The 15,186-nt window shown below is 72.8% G+C and carries 11 protein-coding genes, 1 tRNA gene and 2 pseudogenes; 9 read left to right on the top strand and 5 right to left on the bottom strand.

Translation table 11 applies throughout. From position 1 onward, the window contains the following. Positions 1–22: 22 nt before the first annotated feature. Positions 23–619 carry a histidine phosphatase family protein gene (locus ACIP5M_RS00820; protein ID WP_401190473.1) on the bottom strand — a complete coding sequence of 199 codons (597 nt, stop codon included), beginning with the start codon at positions 617–619 and terminating at the stop codon, positions 23–25. Between the two features lie 88 nt (positions 620–707). Between ACIP5M_RS00820 and ACIP5M_RS00815 the strand changes: the two genes are divergently transcribed. Genes ACIP5M_RS00815 through ACIP5M_RS00805 form a run of 3 tightly spaced genes read left to right on the top strand, consistent with a single transcriptional unit; the run spans position 708 to position 4,791 of the window. After that, entirely contained in the window at positions 708–1,901 is a 1,194-nt protein-coding gene (locus tag ACIP5M_RS00815) for a hypothetical protein (RefSeq protein ID WP_401190471.1), read from the top strand. Beyond that, the gene (locus ACIP5M_RS00810; protein WP_401190470.1) at positions 1,889–3,460 is read left to right on the top strand and encodes a hypothetical protein; all 1,572 of its coding nucleotides are present in this window, start codon (positions 1,889–1,891) and stop codon (positions 3,458–3,460) included. Before ACIP5M_RS00815 ends, ACIP5M_RS00810 begins: the two co-directional genes overlap by 13 nt. Then, positions 3,457–4,791, top strand: coding sequence for an AAA domain-containing protein (locus ACIP5M_RS00805; protein ID WP_401190469.1), 1,335 nt, complete (start codon positions 3,457–3,459; stop codon positions 4,789–4,791). The genes ACIP5M_RS00810 and ACIP5M_RS00805 overlap by 4 nt, the downstream gene beginning before the upstream one ends. An 8-nt stretch (positions 4,792–4,799) precedes the next feature. Here ACIP5M_RS00805 and ACIP5M_RS00800 read toward each other — a convergent pair whose 3' ends face one another. Next, a complete protein-coding gene (locus ACIP5M_RS00800; protein WP_401190467.1) occupies positions 4,800–5,276 on the bottom strand; it encodes a MarR family winged helix-turn-helix transcriptional regulator in 477 nt (158 codons plus the stop codon). 116 nt (positions 5,277–5,392) lie between these two features. Between ACIP5M_RS00800 and ACIP5M_RS00795 the strand changes: the two genes are divergently transcribed. The 4 genes and pseudogenes from ACIP5M_RS00795 to ACIP5M_RS00780 all read left to right on the top strand — a co-directional run bounded on the left by ACIP5M_RS00795 (position 5,393) and on the right by ACIP5M_RS00780 (position 7,274). After that, the gene (locus tag ACIP5M_RS00795) at positions 5,393–5,962 is read left to right on the top strand and encodes an NADPH-dependent FMN reductase (RefSeq protein WP_401190465.1); all 570 of its coding nucleotides are present in this window, start codon (positions 5,393–5,395) and stop codon (positions 5,960–5,962) included. Between the two features lie 103 nt (positions 5,963–6,065). Next, the gene (locus ACIP5M_RS00790; protein WP_401190463.1) at positions 6,066–6,413 is read left to right on the top strand and encodes a hypothetical protein; all 348 of its coding nucleotides are present in this window, start codon (positions 6,066–6,068) and stop codon (positions 6,411–6,413) included. Positions 6,414–6,636: 223 nt separating this feature from the next. After that, positions 6,637–7,210 (top strand): annotated as a pseudogene (locus ACIP5M_RS00785) (bifunctional DNA primase/polymerase). Beyond that, positions 7,201–7,274: transfer RNA gene (locus tag ACIP5M_RS00780), tRNA-Lys, on the top strand. Before ACIP5M_RS00785 ends, ACIP5M_RS00780 begins: the two are co-directional and overlap by 10 nt. A gap of 72 nt (positions 7,275–7,346) precedes the next feature. Here the strand turns inward: ACIP5M_RS00780 and ACIP5M_RS00775 are convergent. After that, on the bottom strand, positions 7,347–8,582 hold the full coding sequence (locus ACIP5M_RS00775) for a M6 family metalloprotease domain-containing protein (protein WP_401190461.1): 1,236 nt from the start codon (positions 8,580–8,582) through the stop codon (positions 7,347–7,349). A 310-nt stretch (positions 8,583–8,892) separates the two neighbouring features. On the opposite strand from ACIP5M_RS00775, the gene ACIP5M_RS00770 reads away from it, so the two are divergent. Next, entirely contained in the window at positions 8,893–10,887 is a 1,995-nt protein-coding gene (locus tag ACIP5M_RS00770) for a putative bifunctional diguanylate cyclase/phosphodiesterase (RefSeq protein WP_401191813.1), read from the top strand. A 97-nt stretch (positions 10,888–10,984) separates the two neighbouring features. On the opposite strand, the gene ACIP5M_RS00765 is transcribed toward ACIP5M_RS00770, so the two are convergent. Next, the gene (locus ACIP5M_RS00765; protein WP_401190459.1) at positions 10,985–12,685 is read right to left on the bottom strand and encodes a glycosyl hydrolase family 18 protein; all 1,701 of its coding nucleotides are present in this window, start codon (positions 12,683–12,685) and stop codon (positions 10,985–10,987) included. A gap of 252 nt (positions 12,686–12,937) precedes the next feature. Continuing rightward, positions 12,938–14,050 (bottom strand): LLM class flavin-dependent oxidoreductase, encoded by a 1,113-nt coding sequence (locus tag ACIP5M_RS00760; RefSeq protein WP_401190457.1) that lies wholly within the window; start codon positions 14,048–14,050, stop codon positions 12,938–12,940. A 227-nt stretch (positions 14,051–14,277) separates the two neighbouring features. Here ACIP5M_RS00760 and ACIP5M_RS00755 point away from each other — a divergent pair. Beyond that, positions 14,278–15,038 (top strand): annotated as a pseudogene (locus ACIP5M_RS00755) (IclR family transcriptional regulator). The last annotated feature ends 148 nt before the right edge of the window (positions 15,039–15,186 follow it).

Here is a 15,186-nt window from a genome sequence, read left to right as displayed (position 1 = left end):
CGGGGGGCTTCCGCGCAGCGGGCTACGCGTCCAGGTGGCCCGTGTCGTTCCAGCGTTCCAGCGCAGGGGCGCCGTACGCCCAGCCCAGGACCGACAGGGACGTGGGGTCGAGGCGGATGCGGGCGCCGAAGGAGGCCTCGAGGCCGAGCCAGCGCGCGGCCAGCGTCCGCAGGATGTGGCCGTGCGCGAAGACCAAGACGTCGCGCTCCGCCGAGCGGGCCCAGGCGACCACCTCATCGGCGCGGGCCGCGACATCGGCGACCGACTCGCCGCCCGGAACCCCGTCGCGCCAGATCAGCCAGCCCGGGCGGATCGCCTGGATCTCGGCCGGGGTCATGCCCTCGTAGTCGCCATAGTCCCACTCCATCAGCGCGTGCCACTCATCCGCCTGCGCCCCGAAGCCGGCCAGGTCACAGCTCTCGCTCGCGCGCACCAGCGGGCTCGTGCGGACCTCCACGCCGGGCAGGCCCTGCCACGGGTCCCGAGCCAGCCGCTCGCCGAGCAGCTTCGCGCCCTGCCTGCCCTCCTCCAGCATCGGCACGTCCGTGCGTCCGGTGTGCTTGCCGAGCTTGGACCACGCCGTCTGGCCGTGACGGGCCAGCAGGATGCGGGGGGCCATGTGAGTTCTCCTGGTACGTAAAGAGTCTGCGCACATCATCCAACACCCACCCCCTCGGCCGTTTTCCGGACGAAGCCCACGATTGTCAGTGGCGGATGGGACACTTCCGCCCGTGAGCTCCTACCCGCCCAGCAGCCCCGCGCAGCCGACGGCGCCGCCGACGACCCTGCGGCAGCGGCTCGCCGGCCTGCGCGGCCCCGCCGTGCCGCCCCGCCCGCTCGACGCCCGGGCGCTGGCGGCCCTCGCCGCCAACCCGGGCTGTGGCAGACGCGCCCTGCTCGACGGCGCCGGGGTGGACAAGACCGCCCTCGCCTCCGCGCTCGGCTCCCCCGCCGCGTTCGGGCAGTCGCAGTTCGCCATCGTCCGCGGGAACTCCTTCGAGGCCAAGGTGAAGGGGGACGGCGGAGCGGAACTGCTCCGGCTCGTCCACCGGTACCTCGACCCCGGCTCCGAGCCCCCCGGCCCGGGCGCCCCCGTGCCCGACCTGGCCGCCGCCGGGCCCGAGGGCCGCGCCGCGCGGACCGCGCTCGCCCTGCGCGAGGCCACCGCCGCCGGACGGGAAACGGGGGCCTGGACCCTGCTGGACCACCCGATGCTGGCCCTGGAGGTGGCGGGCTCCCCCGCCTACCTGGAGCCGGACGCCGTCGTCGTGCACCCCGACGGCCGCTGGACCGTCGTGGAGATCAAGTCGTTCCCGATGATCGACGGGGCCGCGGACGCGGCGAAGGTGGGCGCCGCCGCCCGCCAGGCCGCCGTCTACGTCCTCGCCCTGGAGAAGACCGCGGAGAAGCTGGCCGGCGCCGAGGTCGGGCACCGCGTGCTGCTGGTGTGCCCCAAGGACTTCTCGAACCTGCCCACCGCCGCGCCCGTCGACATCCGCCGCGAGCGCGCCGTGACCCGGCGCCAGCTGGACCGGCTGACCCGGGTCGAGGAGCTGGCCGCGGCGCTGCCGGAGGGCCTGAGCTTCGACCCGTCGCGGACCGCCGAGGAACTGGCCGAGGCGGTCGCCGCGGTGGACGCCTCCTACGCCCCCGAGTGCCTGGCCGCCTGCGAGCTGGCCTTCCACTGCCGGGACCGGGCCCGCGCCGCCGACGAGGTGACCGCGCTGGGCCGTTCCGTACGGGGTGAGCTGGGCGCGCTGACCACGGTCGAGGCGGCCCTCGCGGCGGCCGCCGGACACGGCCCCGCCGACGATCCGACCGCCTCGGCGCTGCACCACGCGGCCCGGCTGCGCGCCGAGGCCCTGGACCTGGCGGCGGGGGTGGGCGCATGTCCCTCCTGAGCACCCTGGCCCGGCTGCAGGCCCGCAAGGCGGGGCGCGCCCAGCCGCTCGCGACCGTACGGCACCGGCATCTGGGCGAGCGGCCGCTGGTCTTCGTACCGCTGACGACGGCGGGCGAGGCGGGGGCCCCGCTGGGCGCCCTGGTCGGCACGGATCCGCGGGAGCCCCGGCTGCTGGTCGTGCCACAGCCGCGCGACCGGGACCTGCGCTGGTCCTTCCTGGCCGACCTCGCGGACGAGGTCCTGCCGTACGTGGACGCGTACGGCGACGAGGTCGAGCTCGTGGAGCGCAGCGAGGCCGATCCGGAGACGGGCAAGAAGGTCAGGGTCGAGGCCGAACTGTGCCTGGACGCACCCCAGCTGATCGTGCCGAGCCGGGCGGGCATCGAGTACGTACGGCTGCTGGGACGGTCGATGCGGTTCCGGCGGACGGCCGAGGAGGATCCGGAGAACCCGTACCCGGCGCCCGCGCGGGTGCCGATGCTGGGGCGCTGGTTCACCCACCTCGGCGAGCGCTCCCGGGTGCCCGGATCCGCCATGCTGCTGGCGGCGACGGACCTGCTGTCCCGGCACTGGGCCACGGGCCAGAGCAACCTGGAGGACCAGCACCTGGGCGCACTGCTGGCCTGGATAAGCCCGCCGGAGGGGACGTCCGGCGCGGAGGCGGCCCTGCACGCCGAACTCGCCCGGGACCGGGACGGCTCGCTGCTGGTCCCGCCCGCCGGCCCGGCCACCGATCCGGCCTTCGACAACAAGCTGCTGGCCCCGGCCGTCGCCCGGTACGACGCCGCGCGCTCCGCCGAGCCCCGCGACGAGCGGGCCCTCGCCCGGGCCGAAGCGGAGGTACGGGCCCTCGTCGAGGCGCAGATGCGGCCCACGTGGGACGCGGTGTGGCGCTCCGTCGAGCTGCTCCGCGCCCTTCCGCCCGGCGAACGGGCCGAGGAGCGCTGGACGCGCGACCGCTGGTCCTACACCGGCCACCGGGACCGGGTCCGGGCGGGTGAGCCGCCGCAGCCGCGCCGGGACGACGCGGTGACGGCGGCGCAGAAGCTGGCCACGCGCGAGACCGAGCAGGTACGGCTCGACGCCCAGGAGGCCCTGGACGATCCGCTCGTCATGGCGGGCCGGCGCCTCGCGGGCGAGGCCTTCGCCGGCGAGGTCACCGAGGTGGTGATGGAGTGGACGGACTCGAAGCGTCCGAGTCCGCGCCCGCTGGTGACGGTGGCGACGGAGGACCGGCCGCAGCTCGCGGAGGGCGGTGGCGGGAAGGTCTACCGCTCGCTGGACGGACGTCCGCAGAGCGCGCAGTTCGTGCGCGTCGAGGAGGACGGCGGGCTGGTGCTGCGCCTGCTGGACAAGATGGGCCGCGGCCGGGACCCGGAGCCCGGTTCGGTGCCGGAGAAGGGCGACCGGGTGTGCTGGACGCTCTTCGAGCACGACGCGCGCGGCGGCCCGAAGCTCCCGGACCGCGAGCAGACCCCGTGGACGCACGGCGGCCCGCCCGGCTCCGACACCGCCCTTCCGCTGCCCGACGCCGTGACCGACGAGGACCTCCTGTGACCGCGCCCTTCGACCCGGGGGCCGCGGCCGCCGAGGCGACCGCCGCCATCCTGCACGACACCCTGCACGGGACCGAGCGGGGCGTGGTCGTCGACTCCCCGCCCGGGGCCGGCAAGTCCACGCTCGTCGTGCGGGCGGCCCGCGAGCTGGCCGCGGCCGGGCGCCGGCTGATGGTGGTCGCGCAGACCAACGCGCAGGTCGACGACCTGGTGCTGCGGCTCGCCGAGAAGGATCCGGGGCTGAAGGTCGGCCGGCTGCACAGCAGCGAGGGGGACTCCTACGACCCGGCCCTGCGCGAGCTGCCCTCGGTCACCCTGTCGGCCAAGCCGGGCGACCTCGCGGAGCTGCCGATCACCCTCTCGACGGCGGCGAAGTGGGCGTTCGTCAAGGACGCCGAGCCGTGGGAGCACGCCATCGTCGACGAGGCCTACCAGATGCGCTCCGACGCGCTGCTGGCCGTGGCCGGGCTGTTCGAGCGGGCGCTGTTCGTCGGTGACCCGGGGCAGCTGGACCCCTTCAGCGTGGTCGGCGCGGAGCAGTGGGCGGGCCTGTCCTACGACCCCTCCGCCTCGGCGGTGAGCACCCTGCTGGCCCACAACCCGCAGCTGCCGCAGCACCGGCTGCCCGTGTCCTGGCGGCTCCCGGCGACGGCGGCGCCGCTGGTCTCCCGCGCGTTCTACCCGTACACGCAGTTCCGCAGCGGTACGGGCCCGGGCGAGCGGCGGCTGTCGTACGGGGTCCCCGCGGACGGGTCGGGTCCCGACCGGGTGCTGGACGAGGCGGCGGAGTCGGGCTGGGGCCTGCTGGAACTGCCCGCGCGGCACACCCCGCGCACCGACCCGGAGGCGGTGCGGGCGGTGGCCCTGGTGGTCCGCCGCGCCCTCGACCGAGGGGCGGTGACCTCCGACGAGCAGTCGCCGGAGCCGGCCGCACTGACGGCGGACCGCATCGCCGTCGGCACCGCCCACCGCGACCAGGCGGCGGCGGTCCGCGCGGCCCTGACCGGCCTCGGCGTCACCGGCGTCACGGTGGACACGGCGAACCGGCTCCAGGGCCGCGAGTACGACCTCACCGTGATCCTGCACCCGTTGTCGGGCCGCCCGGACGCGACGGCCTTCCACCTGGAGACGGGCCGCCTGTGCGTGCTGGCCTCCCGGCACCGGCACGCGTGCGTGGTGGTGGCCCGTGCGGGCATCGCGGAGCTCCTGGACGACCACCCCTCGACGGAGCCGGTGCAGCTGGGCGTGACGGTGAAGTTCCCGGACGGCTGGGAGGCGAACCACGCCGTGCTGGCCCACCTCGCCGAACACCGCGTGCCCTGGCGGCCCTGAGGGCGCCGCTACTGCTTGCGGGCGATGCCCATGCGGATGCGGAGGGCCTCGCCCACCTCGGCCATGGTGCGCAGCTGCTCCGGCGTGAGGACGTCGATCAGGTGGCGGCGTACGGACTCCACGTGGAGCGGCGCCGCCGCCGTGATCATGTCGACGCCGGCCTCGGTGAGGACCACCTCCGCGCCGCGGGCGTCTTCGGCGACTTCCTCGCGGCGGACGACACCGCGCTGTTCCATGCGGGTGAGCTGGTGGGACAGCCGGCTGCGCGACCACTGCATCAGGGCGGCCAGCGCGCTGATCCGCATGCGGTGGCCGTCCGTGGAGCCGAGCACCGACAGGACGTCGTAGTCGGCCTCCGAGAGGCCGCTGTCCTGGTTGAGGTCGCGCGCGATCCCTGCGTTGACCAGGGGGAACATCCGCCGCCACGCGTACCAGGCGGCTTGTTCGGGCTCGGTGAGCCAGCGCGGCTCGGGTGGGGGGGTCATGTCTTCCACAGTAGCCAGATCGATGACACATCACCTATCTGGTTGACACGTCACCCACATTCGGGCTTTTATAGGTGACACATCAACAACCGCACCGAGGACCGGGAGTCCACTCCATGACCCGCCTGCACGTCATTTCCGCCGCCACCCGTCCCACCTCCTCCGGCCGCCCCTTCGCCCGGTGGGTCACCGAACAGGCCCGCCTCCACGGCGCCTTCGACGTCACCCCCGTCGACCTCGCCGAGATCGCCCTCCCCTTCCTGGACGAACCGGAGTACGCGTCCACCGGAAACTACGCCCACCAGCACACCCGCGACTGGAGCGCGCTGATCGACTCGGCCGACGCCTTCCTCTTCGTCATGCCGATGTACAACGGCGGGTTCACCGCCCCCTTCAAGAACGCCATCGACTTCCTCTACAACGAGTGGAAGGGCAAGCCGGTCGGCCTCGTCAGCTACAGCGCCGGCCCCTCCGGCGGCGCGCCGGCCGCCGGGATGCTGCTGCCGGTCCTGACCCAGCTCGGCATGCTGCCCGCCGAGCGGTCGGTCGCCGTCCCGGGCATCCCCCGGCTGATCGGCGCCGAGGGGTTCGAGGCCCCCGAGGGGCTCGCGGGCGAGCTGGCAGGCGTGCTCGACGACGTGGCGGGGCTGGCCTCGCTTCGCGCCGCGGAGACCGTCACCGCGTAAGGCCTCATACGGGTGCAGCGGTCGGCCGCTGTGCGGTCTTGCGCGTCGCGGGACAATGGACGGTGGCCCGGAAGCATTTCGCACGCGCAGCAGGAGGACACGCATGGCAGAGCCCGAGCGGACCGAGCGGAGGCTGCGGCCCGCGCCGCTGCTCTTCGAGCCGTCGGAGGCCGCCACGGACCCGGAGCACTTCTTCGACCTGGAGTCGATAGAGGACCCGCTGGAACTGCTGCTCCGGGCGACCGAGCTGACGCTGGCCTTCCGGGCCGCACAGGAGCGGGCGGTGGAGTACCAGGCACTGGCGGCCGCGCAGCTGGCGGATCCGCGACGGTTCGACCGGCTGTCGCCGGGGACGATCGCCGAGCGGGCGGAATGGACCGAGGACTACGCGCGGAAGATGATCGAATTCGGCGAGTCCCTCCAGCGGGACGCGGGCCCGGAAACCGCCTAGGCCCGCACCTTCACCGGCGGTCGGGGTGCGGGGCAGGGGGTGCGGGGCAGGGGTGCGGGGCGGCCCACGGCGGGGCGGCGAGGCCGGTGGCCGGCGGGGCGCTGCGGCCACGCGCACAGCGGCTGGCATATGCGGGGCGCAACATACCCCACGCCCGCCCGCGCTGTCCCGGTTTCCGGTAACTCCGGGAAACCGGAATGTCACGCCGGGTAGACCTGGTGGCATGACGACCTGCCCCGCCCTCGATGTGCGTCCCGCGCCCGCCACCCACGTGACCGCGCAGGGCGCCGCCTGGCTCGCCTCCGCCTCCGCCCGCCCGGAGCGCACCCTCGCGCTGTGGCAGGCGCAGCCGGCCTCGCCCGCCGTGCTGCCCTGCGGGAGCGCCTTCGACGTCGTCAACGTCCCGCTCGTCCTCGGCCGGCGGCTGCTGGACCTGCTCTGGGCCGAAGGCCCCGGTTCCGGCCCGGTGGCCGTGCACCGCGGCCGGATGCTGCTCTTCGCCGCCACCGGCACCGCCGACCGGCTGCCCGCGCTGCTCGCGTGGGAGGAGTGGGGAGGGTCCCGTACCGTACCGGCGCCCCTGTGCCACGGACACGGCGACGCCGTCACCGTGCCCCCGCTGGCCGGCACTCAGGGCGCCTCCCGCTGGCTGGTGGCCCCCGACGCCCGCACGCCGTGGCTGCCCGGGCCCGAGGCCCTGCTGTGGGCGTTCGTCCGCGCCGCCCGAGCTGCGGATATCGATTTTTCGTTCCGCCGATCGGGATGCTAATGTCTACGACGTCAGCAAGCGCCGCTAGCTCAGTTGGTTAGAGCAGCTGACTCTTAATCAGCGGGTCCGGGGTTCGAGTCCCTGGCGGCGCACAGACGGAAGAAGGCCTCCACTCGTCAGAGTGGGGGCCTTCTTCGTGTCCGGCACCAGCGGGGGTGCGGAGCCTACGTCGTGATCTTCACCGTGTACGCGCCGGACTGCGTCCGGTCCGCCACCTCGATGGTGATCCGCTCCCCCGGCACGGTGAACGTCTCGCCCACCTCCAGCGGCGCGTCCGCGAGTGGCGGGTACACCGAGCGGTCCCAGCACGCCTCCGTCGACGGATGCGCGTCGAGCACCTCGATGGGGCCGCCGCCCGAGGCGGCCTCGTTGCGCACCCGGTAGACCAGCACGCCTTCCGTGCAGGTGTCCCCGTCGTTGCCGGCCGAGCCGCGCGCCTCCACGGCGATCGCACTGCCGGGGCCGGTCCGGATCACCGCGAGCCGGGTCCCGCCCGTGCCGCCGCTGGGCGGGGTCTGCGCCAGCGGCTGCAGGGTGTGCAGCGAGGAGCCCGACTGCACGCAGTCCACCTGGCGGGGGTCGAGCCAGCCCAGCTTCCACTTGTGCCAGGCGAAGAGGTCCGGGGCCATCCCGAACTGGCTGCCCATGACGTCCCAGTCCCCGACGTACGTGTCCCAGTCGCCCTTGCCGTCCGACGGCCGGTGGTAGAGGTCGGGCAGGTCGAAGACGTGCCCGGTCTCGTGGGCGAGCACGTTCCGGTCAGGCGGGTGCCGCTCGAAGACGGTCACGATCCGCCGCAGGTCGGTGCCGTCCGCGCGGATCGGACGGTCGAAGTTGACGACCTTCGTGGCGTCGGAGTCCACGCCCGGCGCATCGGGATCGGCGACGAAGTAGACGACGTCGTACTTACCGAAGTCCACCTCGGCGTCGGCGGTGGTGACCGCGTCCCGCAGGTACGCCGCCCGGTCCTCGGGGGCCCAGTCGCGCCGTATCCCGTACGCGGTGGACGGCTTGGGCATCCGGATCCACTGCTTCTGCGGGTGCGGGACCAGGCGGAACCGCCCGTACGAGGCCCGCTCGAAGAAGTCGCTGGTGGCGGGGAAGTAGTCGCCCGCGATCGCGGCGGGGGTGAGGGTGGTCCGGTGGTCCGGGAAGGACAGGAAGACCATGACCGCGTGCAGGGGGCGCTCGGGCCGCGGGTAGGCGCCGTTCCAGCTGTCGAGCCCCAGGGAGTGGTGCGCCGCAGTGCGGGTCAGCGCGCACGGCCCGGCTCCCGGATCGGCCACCGCGGGGCCCGCGACGAGCGACGTGGCGGCGAGCGCCGTCAGGGAAGTGAGCGCTGCCGCCGTACTTCGGACGCGGGAGCGTTCCACTCCCCCGGGTGTCTGCTGTCGCGGCACATCGACCTCCGGTGGTGGATTCGTACCTGTTCATCCACCTTGGGGCGGTCGTCTTGCTTATGCCCTGTTCCGCTGCCCCACACGAGTGAGCGGTACGGCAAGCCGGTGACCCCCGGACTTCACGCCCTTGCCTACAGAACGTCACGACCGATCACCCGAGATCAGCAGGGGTCCATGCACGCTCACAGCTGCGCAGAAACGATCAAGCGATCTTGGACCGACGATCCGTCATCACACCGAACTCCCGCGTCTCGCGCGGCGACGCCGCTGGATAGGGCCTCCCGGCAGCCTCTATGATCGGCAGACTTTCCTGCACGGACACTCACGAGCACTGCGGGAGCCAACGGTGAGCGGAACCTCAGAGGGAACCGGTTCGGCGGCCGACAGCATCCGATCGGCCATTACGGAGCGTCACCCTGCAGTGTCGGCGGCGGCATCCCCGTCGCGCGCCGAATCCGATCTGCGCGACTACAAGGCCGCCTTCAACGCGGCCCACCTCGCCATGGCCGTCGTCGACCGCGACGGCTATGTCGTCACCGCCAACCAGGCGTTCGCCGGACTGCTGGGCTCCGAACCGCACGCACTGGTCCACCGGTGCGCCGCCGACCTGGTGGACCTGGCGGCGGAGGCCCGCACCTGGGCCTCGTACCAGGAGGTGCTGCGCGGACGCCAGGCCCGGCTGCGCTGCACCCGGCGCCTCAAACATCCCGACGGGCATTCGCTGTGGACCGAGGTCACGCTCGGACCCGTGCCCGGGACCGGCGAAGTCCTGCTGTCCGTCGCCGACATCAGCGACCGGCGCGACCTCCAGGCGCGGCTGCGCCACCTCCAGATGCACGACCCGGTGACCCGGCTGCCCAACCGGGCGCTGTTCTTCGAGCGGCTCTCGGCCGCCCTGGAGGCGTCCTCGTACGAACACGGCGGCGGCACCGGGCGGATCGGGCTGTGCTACCTGGACCTCGACGGGTTCAAGGCGGTCAACGACACCCTCGGCCACCGGGTCGGCGACCGGCTGCTGGCCGCCGTCGCGGCCCGGCTGACCCACTGCGCCGACCAGTCCGGATACGGGCGCACGGGCGGGCACCTCGTGGCACGGCTCGGCGGCGACGAATTCGCCCTGCTCGTCGAGGACTCCACCGGTACCGAACAGCTCGCCGACCTGGCCCGGAGCGTACTGGCCGCCGTACAGGAGCCGTTCGACCTGGCCGGGCAGCGGCTGTCGGTCTCCGCGTCGATCGGGGTGGTGGAGCGGGCGGTGGCCGGGACCTCCGCGACCTGTCTGATGCAAGCCGCCGACACGACCCTGTACTGGGCCAAGGCGGACGGCAAGGCCCGCTGGACCCTCTTCGACCCGGAGCGCAACGCACACCGCATGACCCGGCAGGCCCTGTCCTCGACGCTGCGGCCGGCCGTGGAGCGCGGGGAGTTCGAGCTGGAGTACCAGCCGCTGGTGGACCTGGAGAGCGGCGCGCTGCGCGGGGTCGAGGCGCTGGTGCGCTGGAACCACCCGCAATTCGGCACGTTGACGCCGAATCGGTTCATCGGCATCGCCGAAGAGGACGGCTCCATCGTCCAGTTGGGACGATGGGTGCTGCGCACGGCATGCCGGCAGGCGCGGCGCTGGCAGATCGAACAGCCCAGCGACTCACCGGTCTTCGTGTCCGTCAACGTCGCGGTGCGGCAGGTGTGGGACTCGGATCTGGTGGGCGATGTCGCCGAGATCCTGGCCGAGACGGGCCTGGCTCCGCAGCTGCTCCAGCTGGAGCTGACCGAGTCGGCCGTGATGGGCTCGGCGGGCCGGCCGCTCCAGGCGCTCCAGGCGCTGAGCGACATGGGCGTACGGATCGCCATCGACGATTTCGGCACCGGCTATTCGAACCTCGCCTACCTCAGCCGGCTGCCGGTCTCGGTGCTGAAGCTGGACGGCTCCTTCGTGCGGGGCTTCCGCTACGACGAGGGCACGCACCCGAACCCGGCGGACGAGACCATCGTCGAGGCGCTGGTCCAGCTCGCGCACCGGCTGGGGCTGACGGTGACGGCGGAGTGCGTGGAGACCGCCGGGCAGGCGGCCCGGCTGCGCCGGGTCGGCTGCGACACGGGCCAGGGCTGGCTCTACTCACGGGCGGTGGCCCCGGACGTGATCGCCCGCATGATCGGCCGCAGGGTGGCGGCGGCCGCCGCCACGGGGACACCGGAACCGGAAACGGCCCCTGACCCGGCACCGGCACCGGCACCGGCACCGGCTGCGGCATGCCAGGCCTCCTCCGCCGAACAGGACGGCCCCGCCCCGCACCCCCTCGTCTGAGGGGCGCGCGGGCGGGCCGCCGGTGGCGCCGACACGGCCGCCCCCGGCCTCGGACGAGGACGGGGGCGGCCGGCGCTCGGCGCGGGGTGGGGGGAGATCAGCAGGCGCCGAGGTCCTTCCAGACACCCCATTCACCGGTGGTGCCCGGCGTCTCGTTCTGCGTCCACCACTGGGCCTTCCACTTGTGCCCGTTGTGGGAGACCTCGTTGCCCGCCGTGTAGACCGTGCCCGCGACGTACGCCGGGGTGGAACCGCAGCCGGTGGTCGGCGGGGTCGTCGTCGGCGGAGTGGTCGTCGGCGGGGTCGTGGTCGGCGGGGTGGTCGTCGGAGGCGTGGTGACCGGCGGCTGCGTGGCTCCGCCGAGGGCGTCCGAGATCTGGTTCAGCAGCGTGGTGTTGGCGTCCAGGCCGAGCAGGGAGTACATCATCGCGCCGGCCAGGCCTCGCTGCTTGCCGTAGTCGACCCGGGCCTGGATGGACCTCTGGTTCAGGCCGGTGAAGAACTCGCCGTCCTTGTAGAAGTACGAGGCCTTGGCCCGGTCGTCCCAGAAGGTCGTCGCCGGGTTGTCGACGATGCCGCCGAGCTCCTTGTACATCGCGATGCCGGCCTGCTGGCTGGTGGGCCGGGCGCCCGAGGCACCGGTCGCGGTCTGGGCGAGGCCGTTGGTGGTGCCGGCCGGGACGCCCTTCCAGCCGCGGTAGTAGAACTCGTATCCCAGGGTCAGCTTGTTGGCGGGGAAGCCGCCCGCGATGCCGTAGGCCGGGTTGCCGTCGATCCAGGAGTCGATCGCGTTGTCGATGCTGTACTTCTCGGTGCCCGGCGCGATCGGGTCGGTCGGGTCGGCCGCCGAGGGCTGCAGCGGGGACTGGTGGTACGTCGGCCCGTCGCCGTCCCAGGCGCCGTGCATGTCGTACGTCATGATGTTCGCGTAGTCGAGGTACGCGCCGATCTTGTCCGTCTCGATGTACTTGATCTTGTCCTGGCCGGCCGGGAGGGCGGAGGTCAGCAGGTACTTCTTGCCGCCGTTGGCCGCGCCGTAGGCGTCGAGCTGGGTGCGGAACTCCTTGAGCAGGAGCGTGAAGTTCTGCTTGTCCTCGGGGGCGTAGTGGTTGCCCAGGTGGCCGCCGGAGGAGCCGGGGTACTCCCAGTCGATGTCGATGCCGTCGAAGATGCCGGCCGCGCTGCCCGCGCCGCCGTATCCGCCCTCGACCGGCAGGTTGCCCTTGATGTACTGGTCGATGCAGGAGGACACGAGCTTCTTGCGGGAGGCGTCGGTCTTCGCCGCGTCGCTGAAGTACTTGGAGTACGTCCAGCCGCCCAGCGAGATGTTGATCTTCAGGTGCGGGTACTTGGCCTTCAGCTGCTTGAACTGGTTGAAGACGCCCACGATCGGCTGGTCCCACTTGTCGGCGACCCCGCTGACGCTGTCGGCCGCGCTGAAGGACTTCTGGTAGTCGGCGTACGAGTCGCCCGCGCCGTCACCGGCGTTGGGGTTGTTGTCGTCGCCCGCCGCCTTGTTCGCCTCGAAACAGGTGAGGTTGGTGGGGTGGATGTTGCCGAACGAGTAATTGATGACGTCCAGCTTGCCCGCTATGCCGCGGGTGTCGAGGTGCTTGGGGTAAAAGGCGTTCCCGTACACGCTCCACTGGTCGTAGTAGGCGATGCGCACGCCGCCGGCCGCGGCGGTCGCAGAGGCGTCCGCGGCCTGGGCGGTGCCGAGCCCCGCGAAGGAGGCGAGCGCCCCGGCTGCCAGCGCGGCGGTGGCGGCGGCCGCGATGAGGGGTTTACGGATGTGCATGGAACTGCCTCCGGAGGTGGGGGGAGGGCATCACTGGCGGGTGAGAGAAGTGATAGCGATCACCGCCGTCCTCCGTCAATGGTTTGGACCAAAGAAGGACTAGACCACTCCTGCAGCAAATGCCCTCGTCAGAGACCTGAGCGCACATCAGAAACCGCCCGCCACCCCGGGTGACGAGCGGTTTAACGGTGTTTCAGGACGGCCCGCGGCAAGGTTTCGGCAACAAACCAGCCGAACCCCGTTCGCCTGCGGTCAACCGGCGGCGGGCGCCTCCGTGGGCATGCCGTACGCATCTGCGACGAGGCCGTAGGAGTGCAACCTGGCGGCGCCGCTGTGGGCGTTGGCGGTCAGCATCAGCTCGTCCGCACCCGTCCTCTTGGCGAGGTCGTCCAGTCCGGTGCGCACCTCGTCGGCGGTGCCGTGGACGATGTTCGCGAGCCAGCCGTCCACGAACTCCCGCTCCAGCGGGGAGAAGGCGTACGCCGCCGCCTCCTCGGGCGTCGGGACCAGGCCGGGCCGGCCGCTGCGCAGCCGCAGCATCGACAGGGCGCCCGTGAGCACCTGGGCGCGGGCCCGCTCCTCGGTGTCCGCGGCGAGCGTCGAGACACCGATGAGGGCGTACGGCGCGTCCAGGACGGCCGAGGGGCGGAAGCTCTGCCGGTAGAGGTCGAGCGCGGGCAGGGTGCCGGCCGCCGAGAAGTGGTGGGCGTAGGCGAAGGGCAGTCCGAGCTCCCCCGCGAGGCGGGCGCTGAACCCGGAGGAGCCCAGCAGCCACAGCGGCGGCCGCCCGGCGGGCCCCTGCACCGGACCGGGTACGGCGTGCACGCGCGCGTACGGGTGCCCGTCGGGGAAGTCGTCGTCGAGGAAGCGGGTGAGCTCCGCGAGCTGCCGGGGGAACGCCTCCGCGGACTCGTCCAGCCGTCCGGGCCCGCGCAGCGCGGCCGCGGTGCGCCCGTCGGTGCCCGGCGCCCGGCCGAGTCCGAGGTCGATCCGCCCCGGGGCGAGCGCCTCCAGGGTGCCGAACTGCTCGGCGATGGCGAGCGGGGCGTGGTTGGGCAGCATGACCCCGCCCGAACCGAGCCGGATGCGGGAGGTGTGCGCGGCGAGGTGGGCCAGGATCACGGCCGGGGAGGAGCTGGCGACCCCGGGCATGGAGTGGTGCTCGGCGACCCAGTGGCGGTGGTAGCCCCGGGACTCGGCGAGCCGGGCTATGTCCACACTGGTGCGCAGGGAGGCGTGGGCGGTGCTGCCGGCGCCCACGGTCACGAGGTCCAGGACAGAAAGCGGTACGGGCGCCCGGCCCCTCGCGGTGCCGCGGATCGCGTCGCGACCCTCCTGCCGATGCCCGTCCCCGGTGTCACTCATCGTCGCTCCCGTCTCGGTTCCCGTCCGTACGGAGACTTCGAACCGCGCGCGGGGCCCGGGCATTCCCGGCACACGGGGCAGCGCCCTTGACCATGGCATATGCCAATGGAGTAGGTCCTGGCAGAGAGACATGATTGAGCCATTAATCTCCTCAACAGGCGCTCCACATGGGCCTCTTGATGGCTATCGTGGTAGGGCAAGCGGTAACAACCTGCTAGGGGGAAACCGTGGCGCTGAAGCCCGAGCCGACCGCGCCGTTCCACTCGGTGCAGTACGCCCTGCGCGTACTCGAAACGATTGCCCGGCACACCGGTGGTGTGACCGACGTGCAGATCGCGCGTGAGACCGGCCTGCCCGCCGTCCATCTCGCCCCGATGCTGCTCATGCTGCGCCGGGAGGGATACGTCCTGCAGGTGTCCGACGGCGCCTACGCCATAGGGGATTCCCTCGTCCTGCTCGGTTCCGGTGTCGACCGGCAGCAAGCGCGCTGACCGACAAGCTGCAGGAGACCCTGGACCGGCTGCGGGACTCGGTCGGCGCGGCCGTCTACATCAGCCGGTACGTGGACGGTGAGGTCAGGATCACACAGTTCGCGGACAGCCCGCGGACTCCCAAGGTGCACGAGTGGGTCGACTTCCGCTCCGCCGCGCACGCCAGTGCGGTCGGCAAGTGCCTGCTCACCCAGCTCGACCTGAACGGGCGGCGTGACCACCTGTCCCGTCACAAGATCGCCCGGCTCACGTCGAAGACGATCGTGAACGAGCGGATCCTGTTCTCCAAGCTGGACGCCCAGCCGGCCACCGTGCCGGTGCTGGACCTCCAGGAGTACGCCGTGGGCACGGTCTGCGCGGCGGTGCCGATCACGGCCGGGGCGTCGGTGGGCTGCCTGGCACTGTCGATGCCGGTCGAGCACGCGCACCGGCTGCGGGCCGCGGCCGACACCTTGAACCGGAAGGCGGCGCCGCTGCTGCTGTCGCTCACGCTCTAGGGAGTGTCGTCAAAGTAGCGCCGGCCGCCCGAAGGGCGGGCCGGCGGGGTCTGGTGCGTGCGGTCGCAAGGCGGAGGAGGGAATCGACGCGGAGCGTCGGTGACCGACGACAACGCGGCGAGCGTGCGTGCCAGACCCCGCCGGCCAG

Source organism: Streptomyces sp. NPDC088762 (assembly GCF_044750905.1).
In the GTDB taxonomy this organism is placed as follows: Bacteria; Actinomycetota; Actinomycetes; order Streptomycetales; family Streptomycetaceae; genus Streptomyces.
The sequence above is the reverse complement of the archived record's forward strand: the minus strand, read 5'-3'. Positions and strand labels throughout refer to the sequence as shown.

What these genes read in the sequence shown, in the direction of transcription:
- ACIP5M_RS00820 (WP_401190473.1), bottom strand. Translation starts at nt 619, where the DNA reads ATGGCCCCCCGCATCCTGCTGGCCCGTCACGGCCAGACGGCGTGGTCC.
- ACIP5M_RS00810 (WP_401190470.1), top strand. Translation starts at nt 1,889, where the DNA reads ATGTCCCTCCTGAGCACCCTGGCCCGGCTGCAGGCCCGCAAGGCGGGG.
- ACIP5M_RS00800 (WP_401190467.1), bottom strand. Translation starts at nt 5,276, where the DNA reads ATGACCCCCCCACCCGAGCCGCGCTGGCTCACCGAGCCCGAACAAGCC.
- ACIP5M_RS00795 (WP_401190465.1), top strand. Translation starts at nt 5,393, where the DNA reads ATGACCCGCCTGCACGTCATTTCCGCCGCCACCCGTCCCACCTCCTCC.
- ACIP5M_RS00790 (WP_401190463.1), top strand. Translation starts at nt 6,066, where the DNA reads ATGGCAGAGCCCGAGCGGACCGAGCGGAGGCTGCGGCCCGCGCCGCTG.
- ACIP5M_RS00765 (WP_401190459.1), bottom strand. Translation starts at nt 12,685, where the DNA reads ATGCACATCCGTAAACCCCTCATCGCGGCCGCCGCCACCGCCGCGCTG.
- ACIP5M_RS00760 (WP_401190457.1), bottom strand. Translation starts at nt 14,050, where the DNA reads ATGAGTGACACCGGGGACGGGCATCGGCAGGAGGGTCGCGACGCGATC.